Source organism: Porphyromonas macacae DSM 20710 = JCM 13914, from assembly GCF_000379945.1.
GTDB classification, from domain to species: Bacteria; Bacteroidota; Bacteroidia; order Bacteroidales; family Porphyromonadaceae; genus Porphyromonas; species Porphyromonas macacae.
The window spans coordinates 201581-223300 of record NZ_KB904124.1 but is presented as its reverse complement, the minus strand read 5'-3'; the positions used below and the strand labels follow the sequence as shown (position 1 = coordinate 223300).

Below are 21720 nucleotides of genomic sequence, written 5' to 3'. Positions count from 1 at the left end.
GTTCCTTTATATACTATATACAGAGGAATGACTGGTTTCTTTCAAAACAGCGTATGAAGTTATTTGACATACGAAACACGAGAAATAAGATCTGCAAAATGGCCATTCCGAATGTTTTACCGGGAAAAAGTGTTTTCATCTCTAAGGAAAGGTCGGAAAATTATTATCTTTGTTCTTATGCGTTCAATTTGTTTTACATTATCCCGAAAATTTAATTACCAATCAAACATAAGAGTCTCATGAAAAAAGTATTGCTTTCTTTAAGTGCTTTAATTATGCTTACTGCTTGCAACGGCGGTCAGAAGAAAAAGGCTGCCGACCAGACCGACAATCCGTTGATGACGGCCAGCACTCTGGAGTTTCAGGCTCCTGATTTTTCCAAGATTAAGATCGAACATTTTATGCCTGCTTTCGAAGAGGGCATGAAGCAGCAAAATGAGGAGATCGAGGCCATTATCAAAAACTCCGAAGCCCCCTCCTTTGCGAATACCATCGAGGCTATGGAGAAAACCGGCCAGTTGCTGACCCGCACCTCGGCTGTATTCTTCGGTCTCACCGGTGCCGATGGCACAGATGAGAGAAGAGAAGTAGAAGAGAAAATCTCAGCCAAACTTTCGGCTCACAGCGATGGTATCTTCATGAACGACAAGCTCTTCCAGCGTGTTAAGACCGTTTATGATAACGAGTATAAGAATTTGAGCGGAGAAGAAGCCAAGCTACTGCAGGTTTACTACGATAAATTCGTGCAAAGCGGTGCTTTGCTGAATGAACAGGACAAAGAAACGCTAAAGGGCATCAACACCGAACTGGCCGAACTGAGCACAAAATTCGGCAACATGCTGACCGATGCAACCAAGGCGGCTTCTATCTATGTCGATAATAAAGATCGCCTGAAAGGGATGACCGAAGAAGAAATCGTTTCGGCCGGAAAGGCTGCAGAAGCCGATGGCAAAAGCGGTATGTACAAACTGGGTATTACCAATACGACACAGCAACCCATCCTGACAAAACTGGATGATCGGGAATTGCGCAAGGAAGTGCTCGAAGCCTCCCTGCATCGTACAGACCACGGACAATACGATACAGGCAATCTGATTACCCGCATGGCCGAACTCAGAGTGCAAAAAGCAAAACTGCTGGGCTTCAAGAACTTTGCCGAGTGGAAACTGCAGGATCAGGTAGCTAAAACTCCTGAACGTGTAGATGAGTTTATCAGCGGCTTGGTGAAAAACTATACACCCCGTATAGCCGAAGACGCCGCCATGCTCGAAGCCTACGCCCGCAAGACTGCCGGTGCCGATTTCCAACTGGAAGCCTGGGACTGGGATTATTATGCAGAGAAATTGCGTGCTGAGAAATTCGGTATCGACGAAAAAACCATCAGCGAATACTTCGTACTCGACAGCGTAGTCAAGAACGGCATCTTCTACATGGCCAACAAGCTGTACGGATTGACCTTTAAGGAGCGTACCGATCTGCCCGGTTATCAGACCGATATTCATGTTTATGACGTGTTTGATGCCGATGGTTCCAAAATGGCGATCTTCTATACCGACTACTATCGTCGCGACACCAAAAGCGGCGGTGCCTGGATGGGTAACTGGGTCGAGCAAAGCCATCTGCTTAACACCCGTCCCGTTATCTATAACGTCATGAACATAGAAAAACCTACAGAAGGGCAACCTGCACTGGTTTCATGGGATCATGTAACGACTATATTCCATGAGTTCGGACACGCGTTGCATGGACTTTTTGCCAATCAAAAGTATCCGATGCTCTCAGGTACCAATGTTGCGCGCGACTTTGTTGAAATGCCTTCGCAATTCCATGAACACTGGGCTTCTTATCCCGAAATTTTCGACAACTATGCAAAACATTACAGCACCGGAGAGCCAATGCCTGCCGAGCTGAAAACCAAATTTATGGAGTCTCTGACATTCCTTTCCTCATATTCGTTGGGTGAGAATATGGCCGCCGTTACTTTAGATATGGGTTGGCATAAACTGACAGCAGAGGATAAGAAAGTGCAGGACGTAACCGCCTTCGAAGAAGAAACGCTGAAAAAAGCCGGTCTTTTGAACCGTCAGGTGCCACCTCGCTATCGCAGTTCATATTTCCGTCACATCTGGAGCAACGGATATTCTGCCGGATACTACGCTTATTTGTGGAGTGAAGTGATGGATCAGGATACTTATATCTGGTTTACCGAAAATGGTGCATTGACCCGTGAAAACGGAGATAAACTTCGCAAGTACCTGCTTTCTATCGGTAACACCCGCGACTTCAACGAAGCCTTCAAGGAATTTACCGGCAAGGATAAACCCGATGTAAACAGTCTGTTGCGCGGTCGCGGTATCATTAAATAGAAACCTCTGCTGCAAACAGAGACCAACCATAGCACAGGGGGGGGGTGTCAAAACATGGAATTGGGAGAAGTTCCCTTTCATATTGAGAGTTACCACCCTTTCTAATCAAATAAAACAATCGCTATCATTGAGTTTTCAGCTCTTTGATAGCGATTGTTCTTTACAAATGATAATTGATTTAGGGAGAATGGAGTTTTGACACAGCCCCTTTTAGGTGCATCGGAATCCTTAAAGTACAAGGTGCTAAGACTAAGGCTCAAGGGAGCGTACTGAAGTACGTAACCGAAGCCGGATGTCGCAAGCAACGCAGACATTTTCCGCATGATGACACACCGTCTTTTTATTTGTCGTGGCAGAAAGATTTCGGAAAGCAGGAAAAAACAGATATTAAAGTCATATATATATGGATTTTTAGTCTGAAGAAAGAAGTAAAATGAATGAATTATCATTTTTTTTCCTTAATATGCTTTTGTTTCTGCTTTATTGGACTATCTTTGCGTAAACGAAGAAGTTTTAGTACAAAACAGACATGTTTTTTTGCAGCTTTCAACTCCGGTTTCGGGAAATCCGGCCGGTGAGCGACAAGAAATCTGTACTGTTTAATTTTTTTATTAAAAATCACTTAGAAGGATAATAATTCTATTCATTTAATACAAACTATCTTATGTGGCTTAACAAATCTTCGATTGGAAGGAAATTCCTGATGAGTATTTCGGGGCTGTTCCTTTTTATCTTTCTTGCACTGCACGGCTCGCTTAACCTGATGGCAGTGTATGATGCGCTGCACGTCGAGAACGGTCAACTGACAACGCATCTTTTCAACCAGATTGCCGAATTCATGAGTACCAACCTGCTTGTTCAGATTATGGTACCTGTTCTGGCTTTGGGTTTTATTGTACATATTATATATGCTACGATTCTGACCCTTCAAAACCGTAAAGCGCGCGGTAACGACAGATATGGAGTAAGTTCAAAAACTCCTATCCCATGGAACTCTCAAAATATGTTTGTTCTGGGTGTTATTGTCTTAGGCGTATTGGTGCTTCACTTGTACAACTTCTTTGCAGATATGCAGCTCAAAGAATGGATGGGAAAGGAAGCCGCTCTGGGCTTTAATAAAATTGTTGAAGTTTTTGCCAATCCCGTTTACACCTGCATTTATCTGGTTTGGCTGGTGGCATTGTGGTTCCACCTTACTCACGGTTTCTGGAGCGCTTTTCAGACCATCGGCTGGAACAACGCCATTTGGTACAAACGTCTCAAAGTAATCGGTATCGTGCTTGCCACCATATTGGTGCTCAACTTTGTTATTGTGGCTGTTTATTTCGGTTTCATTTACAACGGCCCCGTATATTAACCTGCAAAGATGGCTTGCCATCTGTAATCGGTAAGTATTAACCTCAAGAGAACATTCAATATTATGAGCCAAATAGATTCTAAAATCCCTGCCGGGCCTTTAGCCCAAAAGTGGACGAATTATAAAAACAATCAAAAGTTGGTTAACCCTGCCAACAAGCGTCGATTAGATATTATCGTAGTGGGTACCGGTTTGGCCGGAGCTTCGGCTGCAGCCTCTCTGGGTGAGTTGGGTTTCAACGTTATGAACTTCTGCATTCAGGACTCTCCTCGCCGTGCACACTCCATTGCCGCACAGGGAGGTATCAATGCTGCTAAGAATTACCAAAACGACGGCGACTCTGTTTACCGCCTCTTCTACGACACCATCAAGGGAGGCGATTACCGTGCACGTGAAGCGAACGTGTACCGTCTGGCAGAAGTTGCCAACGAAATTATAGACCAGTGCGTGGCACAGGGTGTTCCTTTTGCCCGCGAATACGGCGGTACACTGGCCAACCGCTCTTTCGGCGGCGCTCAAGTATCGCGTACATTCTATGCCCGCGGTCAGACGGGGCAGCAGCTTCTTCTGGGTGCCTACTCCGCTCTGAGCCGTCAGGTGGGTAAAGGTGCTGTAAAGCTCTATACCCGTTATGAAATGGTAGACCTCGTGATTATCGACGGACGCGCACGCGGCATCATCGCACGCAATCTGATTACAGGTAAACTCGAGCGTTTTGCCGCTCATGCCGTCGTTATCGCCACCGGCGGATACGGAAACGCATTCTTCCTTTCCACCAACGCTATGGCTTGTAACGGATCGGCCGCCTGGCAGTGCTATAAGAAAGGTGCATACTTCGGAAACCCCTGTATGGCACAGATACATCCCACCTGTATCCCGATGCACGGCGATTATCAGTCCAAACTGACCCTGATGTCCGAATCTTTGAGAAATGACGGACGTATCTGGGTGCCAAAGAAACTGGAAGATGCCAAACGCCTGCAAAGCGGAGAAATCAAAGGTCACCAGATTCCCGAAGAAGACCGTGACTATTATCTGGAACGTCGCTATCCGGCTTTCGGTAATCTCGTGCCCCGTGACGTAGCCAGCCGTGCCGCCAAAGAGCGCTGCGATGCCGGCTATGGGGTCAACAACACCGGTTTGGCCGTATTCCTCGATTTCGACGATGCCATCAGACGTTTGGGTAAAGATGTGGTAGAGGCTCGTTACGGCAACCTCTTCCAGATGTACGAGAAAATCACCAATGATAATCCGTACCAAACGCCGATGATGATTTATCCGGCTATTCACTATACCATGGGTGGTATTTGGGTGGATTACGAGCTGCAAACCACGGTTCCGGGACTCTTTGCCATCGGCGAGGCCAACTTCTCGGATCACGGTGCTAACCGCCTCGGTGCTTCGGCTCTCATGCAGGGTCTGGCCGACGGTTACTTCGTATTGCCTTACACCATTCAGAATTACCTCTCCGACCAAATTCAGGTGCCCCGTTTCAGCACAGACCGTCCGGAGTTCGACGAAGCGGAGAAGCATATCAACGACCGTATCCGGCACCTCATGACCGTTCAGGGACACCGTTCTGTGGACAGTATCCACAAAGAACTCGGTCACATTATGTGGGATTACGTAGGTATGGGTCGCGATGCCGAAGGTCTGAAAAAAGGTATCGAGAAACTCAAAGAGCTGAAAAAAACGTTCTGGAAAGAAGTACATATTCCCGGCCGTGCCGACGATTTGAATATCGAGCTGGAGAAAGCGCTGCGTTTGGCCGACTTTATCGAAATCGGCGAATTGATGGCTCACGATGCTCTGGATCGTGAAGAAAGCTGTGGCGGTCACTTCCGTTTGGAACATCAGAGCGAAGAGGGCGAAGCCAAGCGTGATGATGAAAACTTCTCTTATGTGTCCTGCTGGGCATACCAGGGTGAAGATCAGGATCCGATCATGTACAAGGAGCCTTTGATCTATGAAGAAACAGAGCGCAAACAGCGTAACTATAAGAATTAATCACTAATTATCTGAAAAGCAATGGACCAAAATATAAATATCAAGGTTAAAGTTTGGCGTCAAAAGAGCGCCAAAGAAAAAGGCCACTTTGAAGTCTATGAGCTCAAAGAGGTTTCGCAAAGCGCTTCTTTCCTGGAGATGATCGACATCCTGAACGAGCAGTTGATCAACGAAGGCAAAGATCCCGTGGTTTATGACCACGACTGTCGTGAAGGTATCTGCGGTATGTGTTCGCTCTATATCGACGGACACCCCCACGGCCCCGACACCGGTATCACAACCTGCCAGTTGCATATGCGTCACTTCAACGATGGCGATACGATCACCATCGAGCCGTGGCGTTCGGCCGGTTTCCCTATCATCCGTGACTTGATGGTAGACCGCACCGCTTACGACAAGATTATTCAGGCCGGAGGTTTCGTCTCTGTGAATACGGGAGGTACGCCCGATGCCAACTCCATCCCCGTGCCTCGCCACAAGGCCGAGGCTGCCATGGATGCTGCGGCCTGTATCGGCTGTGGTGCGTGTGCTGCAGCCTGCAAGAACGGATCGGCCATGCTCTTCGTTTCAGCCAAGGTAAGCCAGTTGGCTCTGCTGCCGCAAGGACGTGTGGAGGCTGCAAGACGCGCCAAAGCCATGGTTGCCAAGATGGACGAACTGGGCTTCGGTAACTGTACGAATACTCGTGCATGCGAACTGGAATGCCCAAAAAATATCTCTGTGAGCAATATTGCCCGATTGAACAGAGAGTTTATTGCGGCCAAATTTTGCGACTAACAGTATAAATAAACAATTATCCCCCGTGTACCGCCTGTATGCGGGGGATTTTTTAATGTGCTTTTGTCTTTGCCGGGCATGGCACCGTTGATAATTTTCACGTAAAAATCTTTCCGTATGCCTGCAAAAAAGAAACCCAATGGAGAAAAAGGGTGCAAACAAAATCAATGTATGATACCGGAACCTTCGCTCCGCAGACTTCCATGGTATCTGTCTTATGCCAAACTGCTTTTGGCCGAGGGGCAAAACAGTGTGTCATCCACACAGATTGCGCAGGGCGTAGGCGTAGACAGCTCTTTGGTGGCAAAAGATCTTTCGTATGTAAACCTTAAGGGCCGTACCCGTATCGGCTACCGGACGGAAGAGATGGTGGAAGTTTTGGAGAATTTTCTCGGTTTTACTGAAAATCACAGAGCTTTTCTCTTCGGAGTCGGTAACCTCGGAGCTGCTTTGCTGGAGGATCGCGGTCTAAGACAGTTCGGCCTGGAGATTGTGGCGGGCTTTGATGTGAATAGCCAGGTAATCGGTACCCGGATAGATGAAATTCCTATTTTCTCGATGGACGATCTTGCGGAGCAAGCCGAACTTCATCCCGAGGTCCATATCGGTATCCTTACCGTTCCTATCCAGACAGCACAAGCCGTAACGGATCAGCTCATCGAGTGCGGCATCTATGCCATCTGGAACTTTACGCCGTATCGTATTTCCGTTCCTGAAGGTGTGGTGGTTCAAAACACTTCGATGTATGCCCATCTGGCATTGATGTTCAACCGTATGAAATGCGGTTTGCATACCCACTGATCCGCACAAATTGCACTCCGTTCTCTTATGAAAATAATCTGTGTGGGGATGAATTATCCGGCCCATACCCGTGAGATTACTCCGATTATCGGTCATACTTCATCCACTGTAGATACCGAGGGTGAAGAACCGGTTCTTTTCACCAAGGGAGATACGCCACTGCGTACCGGTTTTCCTTTCTTCATACCCGATTTTGCAGACCGGTTCGACTACGAAGCCGAAGTAGTCGTGCGCATCAGCCGCGTGGGTAAATATATTGCAGAGCGATTTGCCCACAGGTACTATAAAGAGGTAACGATCGGGATAGATTTTACAGCCCGTGATTTACAGCAGAAATTAGTGGCCAAAGGCTTACCATGGACACTTGCCAAAACTTTTGACGGCAGCGCAGCTTTGGGAGACTGGATGGATAAGGATGCTCTCGAATACGATCTGCAGGAACTGCCTTTTCGTCTCGACATCGATAACCGGACAGTGCAGGAGGGCAATACACGCGATATGATTTTCAGTATAGACCGTTTGGTGAGTTACGCCAGCAGATTCTTTATGCTCAAGACAGGCGATATGATTTTTACCGGCACTCCTGCCGGGGTAGGCCCCGTACACATCGGCCAACATCTGACCGGCTATTTGGGAGAGCATCGTCTTCTGGATCTCGATATCAAATAAAACGCTGTTTATATCCTTTCTCCAATAGGCATCTTTTTACATTGCCGAAAGGTTTTGCAAAACCGTTATCCAAATAGAGAAAACGCTCTTTCTGCAACGTCTTTTCTCTTTGTATATTTTCCCTTTTCTTCTGTCTTTTTAGGGGTCTTTTGTTGTGGTCTATAGTTTTATGATGAGAGGCTCTGCCTGATGGTTCAAAATTCTTCAGCCAACGGATAAAAATCCGTAGCGCAATGGATTTTCAACGAAGTTAACTTGGATTTTTTTTCTTTGCCTGAAGAATTTTCAACCATCAGGCAGAGAATTTTTCAGTACACGTCAACGTCAGTACACGTCACTCCTTTTTTCAGTACACGTCACACACACATCAGTACACGTCAAGCTTTTCTTTATCCTGAATTTAATGCTTAGACACTTTTATTTATGAGAAAAAGACGTCTCTCCCGTTACCGGAAAACATATCTCGGCAAAAGAGACTGTTAAAGAGAAATATACACCGGACGTTTTCATACAGGGAATAACGAAGATTTACTACATTTGTCTAATTAAGCAAACTTGCCATTAACCGATGCTATACAATAGAATATTTATTCGTTTTTTCTTAGCCGTTTTATGCCTGTCCGGTATCCTCGGCATACGGGCAAACAAAGCAAACGCCCAAAGAAAAACATCGAAAAAATATACGCTGATCCTCGACCCCGGACACGGGGGGCATGACCCCGGAGCCATCAGCAACGGGCTGAGGGAAAAAGATGTGGTACTGAAAGTGGGAACGATGGCGGGTAAAATGATCGAACAGCGACATCCCGACGTCCGTGTGCTTTTCACCCGTAGCACAGACCGTTTTATCGGTCTGCAGCAGCGGTGCAACTTCGCCAACGACAATAAAGGCGATGTTTTTATGAGTATTCACTGCAACAGTGCCGGCTCCCGATCGGCACGCGGATCGGAAACATACGTGCTGGGGCTGGAAAAATTCAATCAGAACCTCGGCGTAGCCATGAAAGAAAACAAGGCAATGCTGCTGGAAGAAGATTATAAAACCACCTATCGCGGATTTGATCCGACAAGCAGCGAAAGCTACATCATGTTCAGTATGATTCAGAACAGATTTTTGGACCAAAGTATCTATCTGGCAGAAAGTATCGAAAACAATTTTGGCAACAAGCGTCCCAGCCGCGGTGTCAGGCAAAATGTTTTTTGGGTGCAGGTTTACAGTGCCATGCCAAGCGTATTGATAGAGCTGGGTTTTCTCTCCAACAAAGAAGAAGCGAGGTACCTCGGTTCAGAAAAAGGCCAGCGTGAAGCGGCAGGGGATATAGCCAATGCTTTTTCCAGGTATTACTCACGGTTCATGAACAAAGAGGGCAAGCAGGTCGCCGGGGAGACTGCGGTCGAAGAGCAGGAAACACCTCGCGAAGAAGCACCGGAACAAACGATCGACAATCAGGAAGAGGATGAAGCCGCAGAGCCAACCGTAAAGACATCTAAAAAGACGCCAGAAAAGGAAATAAAAAAAGAACAGGTTCCGGAAAAAGGCACCCGCTACCGAGTGCAGTTTATGGCATCCAAAAAGAAAATCCCCATAAACAGCAAAGAGTTTTCAGGTATCCGGCAGAAAATAACCCGCGATCAGGGACAATCGATTTACCGCTATATGGCAGGAGACACCGGTTCTCTGAAAGAGGCCAAGCAACTTTGCAGGCAAATCAGAAAGAAACATCCTAAAGCTTTTATTGTTGTTTATAAAAGTGGGAAACGAACACAAGAAATCTACAATCTATAGTCCTAATTAATAAAAAGCACGATGAGAAACATCAACACGCTTAAAATCGGGATTCTCACGCTGGTGGCGTTGGGATTGCTCTTTTTTGGTATCAAATTTCTGAAAGGGATTAATATCTTCAGTTCAGAAACCCCCTACTATACGACTTTCAGTAAAGTCAACGGGCTTACCGTATCCACCCCCATCCTGATCGAAGGATATAAAGTGGGTGTGGTTCGTAAAATGGATTTCGACTTCGAAAATAACAGAGGAATAAAAGTAGAACTCAGTATCAACAAGAAAGTCAAATTGCCCAAAGACTCCAAAGTACGCATCAAACTCAATCCGCTCAGCGGAGCCGATCTTATCATTGAAATGGGCAAAAGCCCGGAGTATTTAGAATCGAGAGGTGAATTGGAGGCGATCAACATGCAAACAGATCTGATGTCTATTGCACAGGAAAAGATTTTACCCATGATCGACAGCCTGATGCCGCATATAGACTCGATGGTTCGCGGTGTGAACAGGCAAGTGAACAATCCCGACATTGCTGAAGCTGTAGGATACATACGTAACACAACGAAACAAATTGAAGAGCTGGCCAAGGCATTGCGTGTGACCGGAGAACGCCTTCCGCCGGTCATTGCAAATATCGAGCAGGTGTCCGACAATGCCATTAAAATTACGAACGACATTCAGAACTCCGATATTAAGGTTTTAATCAAAAACATAGAAGAGACAACGAACAATCTCCGGTTGGTTACGGAGCAGCTTAAGGATACCAAAGGCACAGCGGGTAAACTGCTCAACGATCCGGGGTTGTACGATCGATTGAATGCCATGGTAAACAGCGCAGACAGCCTGCTTAGCGATATTAAGAAAAATCCTAATCGTTACGTACACTTCTCTGTTTTCTAAAAAATCGTTGTTGTATGCTCAATGCCACCACGAAAAGAGTTCTAATTACCGGAGCCAGCGGTTTTATCGGCGGCTATTTGGCGGAAGAAGCATACAAACGGGGATACGAAGTATGGGTTGCGGTTAGAAAAAACAGTAACCGCTCACGTTTGACACAGCCGGGATTACATTTCATAGAAATAGATTACCGTTCGGAAAAAGCTGTTGCCAGGCTTGCCAACGAAACGGCACCAACCGCCGGAGAACCCGCATGGCACTATGTGATACACAATGCGGGGATCACCAAGGCTAAAGATGCTAAAGAATTTGTTCGCATCAATGCCGAACAGACAGGACGCTTTGCACGCGGACTGGCTGCAGCTGCTGTTCCGCCGGAGCTTTTCCTCCTGATGAGCAGTATGGGGAGCTATGGCCCCCCTGCGGGAGCGTATGAGCCGCTCAAAAGCAGCCAACAGCAAAAACCGGCGAATGCTTACGGCAAAAGCAAACTGCTTTCCGAACGTGAGGTTACCGACAGTGGCTTGCCCTATATCATACTACAGCCCACAGGGGTCTACGGTCCCGGAGACCGGGACTATCTTCTGAGCCTGCAAGCCATCGCCAAAGGTTTTGATTTCATCACCGGCCCCAAACCTCAGTTACTGACATTCATCCATGCCGGAGATGTGGCGAGGGCTGCGCTTTTCCTGCTCGAGCAACCTGAGGCACAGGGCAAAAGCTATATAATCAGCGACGGCAACAGCTATACGGATATCGAGTATGGCAAACTGGCACAGGAACTGCTGCAAAAAAAACATGTACTGCATCTTCGCTGTCCGCTCGGTATTGTGCGGATAGCCTGCCAGATAGGAGAATGGTGGGGACGTTTGACAGGCCGCCTCTCTCCTCTGAACAAAGACAAGTATACCATTTTGAGCCAGCGAAACTGGCTCTGTGACGCCACCCCGCTCTTCGAGCTGGGTTTTACCCCCAAGTATGACCTGCGCAGCGGACTTAAAGAAACAATAAACTACGCTAAAGAAAAAGGTCTTTTGTAACACCGGAGGTATATCGGAGTATCGATGATCCGGTAATTTTTTACCTTTCTAATTTTTGACAGCTATGAAATGGATTAAGAAAAATAACGATACCGGAAATTTCGATGACCGCAGAGGTCGTGTCAGTTCCAAGAATGTTTTGGGCGGTATCGGAGGTATCATCGTTTTATTATTGGCTCTCTTTTTAGGGCAAGACCCGGGCAAACTGCTGGAAATAGCCAATACGGCCATGGGCGACCGTGCCAAAGAAGAAACCATAGACCCCGGTCGTGCGCATGAATATGAAGAGTGGAAAGATTTCACACTCAACGTCTTTAACAGTTGTAACGATGTCTGGACAGATATTTTCAACAAACAGTTAAACAAAAACTATGAGAAACCGACTTTGGTGGTTTACACCGACCAGACTCACTCGGGATGCGGCGGGGCAATGGCACAGATGGGGCCGTTTTACTGTCCGGCGGATATAAAAGTATACATAGATCTTTCCTTCTTTAAGGAGCTATCCGAACGTTTCAAAGCTCCGGGAGATCTGGCCATGGCATACGTTACGGCTCACGAGGTGGGACATCATGTGCAAAAGCTGTTGGGTATTCTGGACGCATTCCATAGCCAGCGCGGAAAAATCAGTCAAAAAGAATACAACAAACTGAATGTAAAAGTAGAGTTGCAAGCCGATTTCTTCGCCGGGCTTTGGGCACACTATGCACAAAAAATGGGCATCATAGAATTGGAAGAGGGAGATTTGGAAGAAGCCCTCAACGCAGCCAATGCAATCGGTGACGACACGCTGCAAAAAGCAGCCAACGGAAGGGCAGCCCCCGATACCTTTACACACGGCACATCGGCTCAACGGATGACATGGTTCAAGAAAGGATTTCTGACCGGCGACTTCCGTCAGGGCGATACCTTCAATGATCCCTCATTAAACTGATTATACCAAATGGCAAAAGGGGAGCCCCTTCCGGCTCTCCTTGTTCATAAAATAAAAAAGCCGGAAGCATGGATGAAATCCGCAAAATGCCACCTCTGAGCGCAAAGCAAGAAGCCACAGGCAGAATCAAAAGCAATGATCGGCCGCACATTCCATAAAAAGAGCCCTGAAACACACATCTTTCGGAACCACAATATTTTTTATACCTTACAAGAGTATACTCTTTATAGAAACCACGCTGTGGTCTTCTTAAAAAGTTTTTAAGTACTAACATCCAAAACACAAGAAGATAATGAGCAAGAAGTTTCCCTACGTCGAGCGAGATGAGAGTTGGATGTATTTCAACAAACGCATATTGCTGGAAGCCGGCCGAATAGATGTGCCGCTACTCGAAAAGCTTAATTATTTAGGAATCTACTCAAATAACCTGGACGAGTTTTTTCGCGTTCGTGTAGCCTCCTTGCGCCGTATCATGGAGTATAACGGGAAAGATCTGCCGAAAGGAACCAAAACCCGCACCGAACAGACCCTCAAAACCATCACAAAACTCAATGCCGAATATTCCAAGATATTCGAACACACCTTCTCCCAACTGAAACAGGAGCTGGAAAAAGAACATATTCACATTATCAACGAACAACAGTTGACTCCACAGCAGAGGGAGCAGGTGCTGGCTTTCTATACAGCCAACCTGAACGGCAGTACGAATCCGATCTTTTTGGAAAAAATTTCATTCTCCCCAAAGAATTTCAAAGAAACGCTTTACCTGGCAGTAGAACTGACCAATGGAAAATCGTTGAGCAAGATGAAAAACAGAGAGACGGCCATCATCGAAATACCGGTAAAAGAAGTCGGACGCTTTATCCGCCTTCCGGATGAAGACGGCGAAAGCTACATCATGTTTTTGGATGATGTGATACGCTACTGCCTGCCGTACATCTTCACCGGACTGGACTACACCTACTATGAGGCCTACACTTTCAAGTTTACCAAAGACGCCGAAATGGAATTCGACCGCGATCTGCACAGCAGTGTACTGGAAAAAATCAGTGCCGGTCTGCAAAAACGCAAGCGCGGCGAAGCAATTCGGATGGTTTACGATGCCTCCATGCCTCGAAGCATCCAACATAAACTGTATGAGGCTGCCGCATTGGTAAAAGAGGATACCCTTGTGCCGGGCGGACGTTACCACAATATGCGTGACTTGATGAGCTTTCCCGACTGCGGACGTTCGCAGCTCAAATTCGCACCGCAACCACCGCTGATCTTCGACAAACTGCAATATTCGGACAGCATTCTGTCCCAAATACTGCATAAAGATCAAGGGTTGCATTTTCCCTATTACAACTTCGAGCATCTGGTCAGAGTATTGCGCGAGGCTGCTATCAGCAAAGATGTAAAAGCAATTAAAATCTCATTGTACAGGGTAGCCAAAAACTCCAAAATCATCAAGGCGCTCATTGCGGCGGCACAGAACGGAAAACATATCACAGCTGTGGTAGAGTTGCTGGCACGCTTCGACGAAGCGAGCAATATCTCCTGGAGTCATAAAATGAAAGAAGCCGGAATCAACGTGGTCTTCGGACCGGAAAAATTAAAAATACACTCCAAACTTATCCATATTACCACCGTACACGGCGATATTGCCTGCATCGGCACCGGCAATCTGCACGAAGGTACGGCGAACGTCTATACAGACTATATGCTGATGACGGCAAATAAAAATATCACATCCGAAGTGAGCAAAGTTTTCGATTTTATCGAGAAACCGTTCATGAACGTGCACTTCAAGGAACTCATCGTATCACCCAACGAAATGCGCAAAAAATTCAACATGCTCATCACTCGTGAAATCAAAAACAGTCAGGAGGGCAAACCCGCATACATCAAAATCAAAACAAACCACATCGTAGATGAAAAGATGGTGGCCAAGCTCTACCGTGCATCACAGGCCGGCGTGCAAATAGATCTCTGTGTGAGGGGCAACTGCTCGGTGGTACCGGGAGTACCTGGAGTGAGCGATAACATCCGCATCAATGCCATCATAGACCGTTATCTGGAACACTCTCGCATCTATATCTTCTGCAATGGAGGCGACGAACGTATATTCATCGGTTCGGCAGACTGGATGGCTCGCAATTTGGATCGACGTATCGAAGTGGTAACTCCCGTTTACGATAAAGATTTGAAAAAAGAACTTAAAAACATCGTACAGGCAGGGCTGGACGATACCAGTCAGGGACACTGGGTAAACACCAACAACGGAGATCCTAAACGAATGACCGCACCGAAGCCTCTCTTCCGTTCACAAACGGCTCTTTATGAATTTTACCGAAAAAAACAACAAAAACATAATCATGGATAAAGTCAACTACGCTGCCATAGACATCGGTTCGAACGCAGTACGCCTGCTTATCAAAAGCGTCAACGAACCGGACGCTGTGGAGCCTCTGAGCAAAGTGCAACTGCTACGCGTTCCTTTACGATTGGGCGGCGATGCTTTCACCAAAGGAAAAATCAGCAAGAAAAAATCGAAACAGCTGATCAGTCTGATGAAAGCCTACAAAGAGATCATGAGTATTTACGATGTGAAAGAATACAGAGCTTGTGCCACATCCGCCATGCGTGACTCAAGCAACGGGAAAAAACTGGTGGAAGAAATCCGCGAAAAGACCGGCATTGCCATCGAGATCATCGACGGTGAGGAAGAAGCCAGACTGCTTTCCGACGACCGGGTGGAAAAGATTACGGCCCGGGGCGGTCATTTTCTATATGTAGACGTAGGAGGGGGCAGCACAGAGTTGAATCTGGTATCGGAGGGACAACTCGAATGGTCAAAATCCTTCAATATCGGCACGGTGCGTCTCCTTAGCGGCATGGTTAATCCTGCAGAAAAAGAAGCGTTTATCCAATTTTTGGAAAAAGTATCGGCAAAATACCCGGAGGTAAACATCATCGGAACAGGAGGCAACATCAACAAACTCATCCGGCTGGCTGCTCCCGACCGGTGCACGGGGCAGATAAACCTGCTGCCGGCAGAAAAACTGCACAGTATAACCGAAGATCTGAAAAGATATACCACCCGGCAAAGAATGGCTCGCTACAATCTCAAACCCGACCGGGCAGACGTCATCATACCGGCAGCCGATATCTTCATCAGTATCGTGGATCATCTCAAGGCCCCGGGGGTGCTGGTTCCGATTTCGGGATTGGCCGATGGCATCATAGACTCTATTTATCTGAAGGATAAAAAGAAGGACTAAAAAATATGAGCCGTTTTTCCCGATTCCTCTTTTTAACGGGTTTGACTATCTTTGAAAAAAATTTACACACCATAACAGGCTATAGAAATGGAAGAAGATAAAGAAAACAAAGACAGTGTAAGCATTAATTTGGATGACAGTCTTGTAGAAGGTGTTTACAGCAACCTGGCCATAGTTATGCACTCACAGAGCGAGTTTATCCTGGACTTTATCCGTCTGCTCCCTCATCAGCAACAAAGTCGTGTAAAAAGCCGCATCGTAATGTCTCCGGACAATGTTAAGCGTTTGGCTCATCTGCTACTGAAAAATATCGAGGATTACGAGCAAAACTTCGGCGAAATCCATCTGCCCGAAATGAGCACCAACAAAGGCGACGGAGCAGAGTTCCAATTTTCAAAACATCTTAAAGGTGAAGCCTGACAAACAGACTTGGCGCATCACTGCATTTTAACCGGTTTATCGAACCCTAATCCTTATTTTGAAAATCAATCACCTCTAAACGGCACAGCCACATACAAAAATGATCCATATCATCATAGAACGTTCTCTACCCTACATCGCAGGAGTAGTTGAACGGTTTGCACAAGTCACTTACCTCGACCACACCGAGTTCACTCCCGAAAGTATCGCGGATGCAGATGCTCTGATCATACGCAGCATTGTCAAATGTACTCCCGAACTGTTGAAAGGAAGTAAAGTGAAAATGATTGCCACGGCCACTGCCGGTTTCGACCATATAGATACCCGGTATTGCGAACAAAACGGCATCGCCTGGGCTAATGCTCCCGGATGCAATGCTCTGTCCGTGGCACAATATGTCATGTGTTGTCTGGCAAGGTTAAATATGCGCAACGGGCGGAAACCCGGCCAACAGACATTGGGCATCGTGGGTGTAGGTCATGTGGGCAAGCAGGTTAAACGCCTGGCCGAAGCCATGGGTTATCGGATTTTGCTCTGCGATCCTCCCAGAGCTCTTCAGGAAGGACCTGAGGGGTTCATCGGGTTGGAGGAAATAGCAGGACAGGCCGACATCATAACATTTCATGTGCCGCTAACGAAACCGGAAGAGAGCACACACCCCACCTACCACATGATCGGAACGGATTTTTTGGAGCAGTGTGCCCGCAAACCGATCATTATCAATGCATGCAGGGGAGCCGTTACCGATACCGAAGCTTTACTGGCAGCCAAACGCCGGGGACTGGTGAGTTCTCTGATCACGGACTGCTGGGAAGGCGAACCCGACATCAATGAAGATCTGCTTCGTCTGAGCGACATAGCCACTCCGCACATTGCCGGATTCAGCGCAGACGGCAAAGCCAACGGAAGCCGTATGGCTCTGGCTGCCGTGTGCAAATATTTCTCCATCGATACCCAAGGTTATCCGGAAACGATGCGTCCGGGAGTTCCCATCAACTCCGTCATCGATCTTTCATACGACCACAGCTATCTGATAGAAAGGGCATTGTTGGCCACATTCGATCCCATAGCCACAGACCGTACCCTTCGTCAACGTTACGAAACGTTTGAAGATCAACGAAAAAATTATAACTTTCCAAGAGAGATGAGCGCTTTTATCGTGAAAGGAGTGCCTCTCGAACTGGAAAAACAGTTTGCGGCATTGGATTTCAAGGTAGAAGTTGCTCCAAGTGAAACAACAACACAGGAACAACATGAGAATTAGACACCCCAGAGCACAACGCATCATTATCATGGGCGCCACTTCCGGTATAGGCATGGAAGCAGCACGCTACCTGATACGTTTCAGACCCTACACCATCTTGGGGTTGGCAGGACGAAACGAAGAGGCGTTGAATGAGCTCAAAGAATTAGCTCCCAACCGTGTGCATACCCAACACATCGACGTAACCAGCTCACACGCTCCGGATGCCCTCCATCTTCTGATCAAAAAGATCGGAGGAATGGATGTTTACCTGCATACGGCCGGCATAGGCTGGGTAAACACAGAACTCATTCCGGAGTTGGAATTGAAAACAATGGCTGTCAACGGTGAAGGATTCGTGCGGATGATTACTGCCGCCTATAACTATATGGCAGCACACAGAGGAGGTCGTTTGGCCGTGATTACTTCAATTGCCGCAACTCGCGGTCTGGGTGCCATACCGGCTTACTCCGCAACCAAGGCTTTCCAGCAAAAATATCTGCAAGCCCTGAGCCAGCAATCGGCTATCAGACACAGCCGTGTGAGGATCACCGACATCAGACCGGGTTTTGTAGACACCCCTCTGCTGAAAAACAGGCGTTTCCCCATGCTTATGGATGCAGGACAGGTGGCACGACGCATGATACACGCCATCGAAAACGGACGCCGGTGCATCACCATCGACAGACGCTACGCCGCCTTGGTTCTCGGCTGGTCGCTTATCCCCGGCTGTATTTGGGAAAAATTACCGGTCAAGCCTTAGGTTGAAACTCTTTCGTGAGAGTTTCTTCAAGTTGGCCCGGATTTTAACTTCTTCAGGCGCAGAGATTCCACATTCTGCGCCTGTTTTTTCAACTCCTCCCATCCATTGCTCATATATAAAGAATATCCTTCCGTACGGAAATGTATCGGCAAAAGAAACCTCATACTCGAAATGAAAAATTACGTCTTTGTAAAACAGCAAGTAAAAAAGTACCTTTGTATTTAAGAGTGTATCGACTACACGTGTAGTTACACGGATAATTAAATATTAAATAAGTAAAACAAAACCTGACACAGGCATTAAACGTTTGAGTTTTAGAGGCTTTATGAATATACAACGAATGCGTCTCAATTATCTGAGCTGTTTTCTCTGCATCATACTCCTCCACAGCATATCCGCCAGCGGACAGTTTTCTCTCGGAGGAGCACCTCTGTCATACTCGGTATCCGGAGCGGAAGTACGCGCAAGCGGCATTCAAAGGGAAACATTCAAATTGCCTCCGGTAAACGAAGCCGCGATCGTGGCTCTGGAAGAAACATACAACAAACCGAACATGCGGGTTTTCCCTTTTGCCGTAACGCGAAAGGTAAATCTGACAGGTCATAATGCCGGAGCTATCTATCGTACTCCGGACGGGGAGACATACTGGCGGCTTCGTATTCACAGTTCCGGAGCCCACAGCTTAGGACTAAGGCTGGAAAATTTTTTCATCCCCGAAGGAGGAAAAGTTTTTCTCTACAACGATAAAGGACAGGTGCGAGGAGCCTTTACCGACGAACATAACAATCCCTACAAAACGCTCAATACAGCTCCACTCGAAGGAGATGCAATAACCATAGAGTACAACTTCCCGGCACAAAAAACAAATGCCTCGGTCCGGGATATTCCTTTTACCGTCACAGAAATCTATCATGACTACAAAGGAATCGGAGTTATCTACAAAAATTTAAGGCAAACGGAATCCTCCCATTTTCAGGGAGAACCCTGGTACAACACAGGCTGGAGACAGCTTACCTGTGCACCGAACGTAGCGGCTTTTCCCAAGGTTAAAAACCAGGCTCGCAGCGTGGTCCTGATGATCGTAAATGGAAACTCGGTCTGCACCGGCGCTCTCATCAACAACACGAAAAATGACGGCACGCCCTATGTGCTCACAGCTTCCCACTGTCTGAACGGCAGTTTTTCACACCCCAACGACAAAGCTTTCCGTGACGCATCCGCACGAAGTACCGTATTCTTCTTCGGCTTCCAAAGTCCGGTTCCGGAGATGAGCATCCGTGCCACCGAAGAACTTTCGCTGAGCGGTTCGGAGATCATCGCTTTTAATGAAAGTTCGGACTTATGCCTGCTGCGTATAACAGGGCTTCCGGGAGCTTCATCGCAAAAGCCGGGAACAATACCGGCCTATTATAATGCATACTTTAGCGGTTGGAACAGAAGCCTCACACCTCAAGGGACCTTTATGGGAATACATCACCCCATGTCCAACCTCAAACGTTACAATCAAACAGATGACAAACTCCGGTTAGGGAACTTCTCCGCCGGCACCATTTCCTGGTTCGGACATCACTGGCTTATCGACAGATGGGATTTGGGCACGACCGCCGGGGGAAGCAGCGGATCTCCTCTTTACGACAAAGACGGGCTTATCATCGGAGCACTTACAGGGGGCAGCTCCACTTGTAATTCTCCGTCAAACGATGCCTACTATGCCATCGCCACAACGTGGTCTCCTTCGGCCGATGCAGGCTCGCAAGATATGATTTTAGGCCCCTGGTTAGACCCGGTAAACAGCGGTACCGCTCAATGCCCGGGCTACGACCCTCTGGCCAAACATCCGGTACAACGCCACAGTCATATTATCAAAAATATTTACGGAACGATAATCGAAAGCACCCCGAAGACCAATCGGCCGGAGGGTGTCGGCAATCTCATCGATATTCCCGCCAACAGCCGGGTACTCGGCTTCTATTTCGTAATGGCACCCACAAAAGATTTTTATGAAAACAATTATCCGAAAACGGTATTGGCATTGGCTTCGGATGCAAAGGGAACAGAGGCAAAAGAGCTCTTCAATATATTATTGGGGCAGCCGGGATACAACGCATACGACAAAAAAGACGACGATTTCAAGGATTTCGTACGTTTCGTTCACAAAGATACGATCGAATGGTTTGTTCCTGTAATAACGGACAAAGGCTCAGGCTACGACCTTCCCGGCGGAGGAACGTATCGGGTGAGTCTGGCTTCCGCCAGGAAAGGCCAACCCTTGGGCATCGCTCCGATGAGACTCCCCAACGGCATGAGCACACGCCACAATGCTCTTCACTTAAAAGCAGACGGTAAATGGCTAATGGCCGATCAAGATACCGATCCGTACTCCGGAAGCTACTGGATAGATGTAGTAACCCAGCCGATCCACCCCGTCAGCGATAATCAGCCGGAGCCGGCAACGAAGGAACCGGTACTGATCCAAAGCGATGGGCACCGTTTGGTCATAACCATCACAGACACTGCACAAATGAATCACTTAAAAGCTTTGGGAACGGTCGAACTGTACCACATGAGCGGTATGCGTGTGATCAACCGGAATTTAACAAGTCTGAGAACGTATTTAGACCTTGGCGGCATTGTGCCTCCGGGCGTTTATGTGGCACGTGTAGTGTTCAAAGAGAAGTCGTATACAGAAAAGGTTTCACTTGTTTTTTAGCTACCACGGCACAAACTGTTACCACCATTAAAACAGAAAGATAATCATGTTATTTGATTTCCTCATCGGCATCCTCATCGGTATGTTAGTAGCCGCCCCTATGGGGCCGGTGGGCATACTCATACTTAGAGATACGCTTCATCGGGGAAGAAAAGACGGATTTCTGATGGGGATAGGCGCCTCCATCAGCGATACGATTTACGGTATCATTTCATATCTGGGTGTAGGCCTGGTGCTTAATTTCATCGAGAAAAACGACTCTATCATACGTATTCTGGGCAGTATTCTGATTATCGGTTTCAGTATTCATCTGTATCGCACACCTGTGAAAAAAGTAGTCAATCCGAACAAGGAAAAGAAACTGGACGAGCAAACCGGCTGGCACAAGATAGCCGGAGCTTTTGCAGTAACCATATCCAATCCTCTGATTGTTTTTTTCTTTCTGGCACTGTACTCGCGGTTCAATTTCGTATACGACGGACCGAACACACTGCTCCATATCATACTCGGCATGCTGGGCATAGCTGCGGGCGGCCTGATCTGGTGGACTCTTTTCACTTGGGGAATAGGCAAGTTGCGCAACCACATCAGCATATCGGGTATACACTGGATAAACCGCATTACTGCGCTGATCTTTTCAATCGTCGGTATCATCGGCCTTTTGACCAGCGTTTTAGGAATGATTTGAGT

17 protein-coding genes are annotated in these 21720 nt (G+C 47.2%); all 17 read left to right on the top strand.

Annotation, left to right across the window (positions count from 1 at the left end; all coding sequences use genetic code 11):
* The first annotated feature begins 239 nt into the window (after positions 1–239).
* Positions 240–2366, top strand: coding sequence for a M3 family metallopeptidase (locus tag A3GI_RS0101080; RefSeq protein ID WP_018359629.1), 2127 nt, complete (start codon positions 240–242; stop codon positions 2364–2366).
* A 664-nt stretch (positions 2367–3030) separates the two neighbouring features.
* Complete coding sequence (locus A3GI_RS0101060; protein ID WP_018359626.1) at positions 3031–3723, top strand: succinate dehydrogenase cytochrome b subunit; 693 nt, start codon at positions 3031–3033, stop codon at positions 3721–3723.
* Positions 3724–3786: 63 nt separating this feature from the next.
* Complete coding sequence (locus A3GI_RS0101055; RefSeq protein ID WP_018359625.1) at positions 3787–5730, top strand: fumarate reductase/succinate dehydrogenase flavoprotein subunit; 1944 nt, start codon at positions 3787–3789, stop codon at positions 5728–5730.
* 21 nt (positions 5731–5751) lie between these two features.
* The gene (locus A3GI_RS0101050) at positions 5752–6507 is read left to right on the top strand and encodes a succinate dehydrogenase/fumarate reductase iron-sulfur subunit (RefSeq protein WP_018359624.1); all 756 of its coding nucleotides are present in this window, start codon (positions 5752–5754) and stop codon (positions 6505–6507) included.
* A gap of 117 nt (positions 6508–6624) precedes the next feature.
* Entirely contained in the window at positions 6625–7308 is a 684-nt protein-coding gene (locus tag A3GI_RS0101040) for a redox-sensing transcriptional repressor Rex (RefSeq protein ID WP_018359622.1), read from the top strand.
* A gap of 27 nt (positions 7309–7335) precedes the next feature.
* Positions 7336–7977 carry a fumarylacetoacetate hydrolase family protein gene (locus A3GI_RS0101035; protein WP_025079362.1) on the top strand — a complete coding sequence of 214 codons (642 nt, stop codon included), beginning with the start codon at positions 7336–7338 and terminating at the stop codon, positions 7975–7977.
* A gap of 568 nt (positions 7978–8545) precedes the next feature.
* A complete protein-coding gene (locus A3GI_RS0101025) occupies positions 8546–9763 on the top strand; it encodes an N-acetylmuramoyl-L-alanine amidase family protein (RefSeq protein ID WP_018359618.1) in 1218 nt (405 codons plus the stop codon).
* 21 nt (positions 9764–9784) lie between these two features.
* The gene (locus A3GI_RS0101020) at positions 9785–10660 is read left to right on the top strand and encodes an MlaD family protein (RefSeq protein WP_018359617.1); all 876 of its coding nucleotides are present in this window, start codon (positions 9785–9787) and stop codon (positions 10658–10660) included.
* A gap of 14 nt (positions 10661–10674) precedes the next feature.
* The gene (locus A3GI_RS0101015) at positions 10675–11697 is read left to right on the top strand and encodes an NAD-dependent epimerase/dehydratase family protein (RefSeq protein WP_018359616.1); all 1023 of its coding nucleotides are present in this window, start codon (positions 10675–10677) and stop codon (positions 11695–11697) included.
* 64 nt (positions 11698–11761) lie between these two features.
* Complete coding sequence (ypfJ, locus tag A3GI_RS0101010) at positions 11762–12631, top strand: KPN_02809 family neutral zinc metallopeptidase (RefSeq protein ID WP_018359615.1); 870 nt, start codon at positions 11762–11764, stop codon at positions 12629–12631.
* A 292-nt stretch (positions 12632–12923) separates the two neighbouring features.
* Positions 12924–14996, top strand: coding sequence for an RNA degradosome polyphosphate kinase (locus A3GI_RS0101000; protein ID WP_018359614.1), 2073 nt, complete (start codon positions 12924–12926; stop codon positions 14994–14996).
* The gene (locus tag A3GI_RS0100995; protein WP_026215839.1) at positions 14989–15894 is read left to right on the top strand and encodes a Ppx/GppA phosphatase family protein; all 906 of its coding nucleotides are present in this window, start codon (positions 14989–14991) and stop codon (positions 15892–15894) included. Before A3GI_RS0101000 ends, A3GI_RS0100995 begins: the two co-directional genes overlap by 8 nt.
* Before the next feature lie 87 nt (positions 15895–15981).
* Positions 15982–16314, top strand: a complete 333-nt coding sequence (locus A3GI_RS10205; RefSeq protein ID WP_018359612.1) for a DUF3467 domain-containing protein — start codon at positions 15982–15984, stop codon at positions 16312–16314.
* A gap of 100 nt (positions 16315–16414) precedes the next feature.
* On the top strand, positions 16415–17578 hold the full coding sequence (locus A3GI_RS0100985; protein ID WP_018359611.1) for a 4-phosphoerythronate dehydrogenase: 1164 nt from the start codon (positions 16415–16417) through the stop codon (positions 17576–17578).
* Positions 17568–18320 (top strand): SDR family NAD(P)-dependent oxidoreductase, encoded by a 753-nt coding sequence (locus A3GI_RS0100980; RefSeq protein WP_018359610.1) that lies wholly within the window; start codon positions 17568–17570, stop codon positions 18318–18320. The genes A3GI_RS0100985 and A3GI_RS0100980 overlap by 11 nt, the downstream gene beginning before the upstream one ends.
* Positions 18321–18645: 325 nt before the next feature.
* Positions 18646–21030: a trypsin-like serine peptidase gene (locus A3GI_RS0100970; protein WP_115087283.1), complete on the top strand. Its 2385-nt coding sequence runs from the start codon at positions 18646–18648 to the stop codon at positions 21028–21030.
* 46 nt (positions 21031–21076) lie between these two features.
* On the top strand, positions 21077–21718 hold the full coding sequence (locus A3GI_RS0100965) for a LysE family translocator (protein WP_018359607.1): 642 nt from the start codon (positions 21077–21079) through the stop codon (positions 21716–21718).
* The last annotated feature ends 2 nt before the right edge of the window (positions 21719–21720 follow it).

What these genes read in the sequence shown, in the direction of transcription:
- A3GI_RS0101040 (WP_018359622.1), top strand. Translation starts at nt 6,625, where the DNA reads ATGCCTGCAAAAAAGAAACCCAATGGAGAAAAAGGGTGCAAACAAAAT.
- A3GI_RS0101000 (WP_018359614.1), top strand. Translation starts at nt 12,924, where the DNA reads ATGAGCAAGAAGTTTCCCTACGTCGAGCGAGATGAGAGTTGGATGTAT.
- A3GI_RS0100970 (WP_115087283.1), top strand. Translation starts at nt 18,646, where the DNA reads ATGAATATACAACGAATGCGTCTCAATTATCTGAGCTGTTTTCTCTGC.
- A3GI_RS0101015 (WP_018359616.1), top strand. Translation starts at nt 10,675, where the DNA reads ATGCTCAATGCCACCACGAAAAGAGTTCTAATTACCGGAGCCAGCGGT.
- A3GI_RS0101055 (WP_018359625.1), top strand. Translation starts at nt 3,787, where the DNA reads ATGAGCCAAATAGATTCTAAAATCCCTGCCGGGCCTTTAGCCCAAAAG.
- A3GI_RS0100995 (WP_026215839.1), top strand. Translation starts at nt 14,989, where the DNA reads ATGGATAAAGTCAACTACGCTGCCATAGACATCGGTTCGAACGCAGTA.
- A3GI_RS0101035 (WP_025079362.1), top strand. Translation starts at nt 7,336, where the DNA reads ATGAAAATAATCTGTGTGGGGATGAATTATCCGGCCCATACCCGTGAG.
- A3GI_RS0101025 (WP_018359618.1), top strand. Translation starts at nt 8,546, where the DNA reads ATGCTATACAATAGAATATTTATTCGTTTTTTCTTAGCCGTTTTATGC.
- A3GI_RS0100965 (WP_018359607.1), top strand. Translation starts at nt 21,077, where the DNA reads ATGTTATTTGATTTCCTCATCGGCATCCTCATCGGTATGTTAGTAGCC.
- A3GI_RS0101050 (WP_018359624.1), top strand. Translation starts at nt 5,752, where the DNA reads ATGGACCAAAATATAAATATCAAGGTTAAAGTTTGGCGTCAAAAGAGC.
- ypfJ (WP_018359615.1), top strand. Translation starts at nt 11,762, where the DNA reads ATGAAATGGATTAAGAAAAATAACGATACCGGAAATTTCGATGACCGC.
- A3GI_RS0101080 (WP_018359629.1), top strand. Translation starts at nt 240, where the DNA reads ATGAAAAAAGTATTGCTTTCTTTAAGTGCTTTAATTATGCTTACTGCT.
- A3GI_RS0101020 (WP_018359617.1), top strand. Translation starts at nt 9,785, where the DNA reads ATGAGAAACATCAACACGCTTAAAATCGGGATTCTCACGCTGGTGGCG.
- A3GI_RS0100980 (WP_018359610.1), top strand. Translation starts at nt 17,568, where the DNA reads ATGAGAATTAGACACCCCAGAGCACAACGCATCATTATCATGGGCGCC.
- A3GI_RS0100985 (WP_018359611.1), top strand. Translation starts at nt 16,415, where the DNA reads ATGATCCATATCATCATAGAACGTTCTCTACCCTACATCGCAGGAGTA.
- A3GI_RS0101060 (WP_018359626.1), top strand. Translation starts at nt 3,031, where the DNA reads ATGTGGCTTAACAAATCTTCGATTGGAAGGAAATTCCTGATGAGTATT.
- A3GI_RS10205 (WP_018359612.1), top strand. Translation starts at nt 15,982, where the DNA reads ATGGAAGAAGATAAAGAAAACAAAGACAGTGTAAGCATTAATTTGGAT.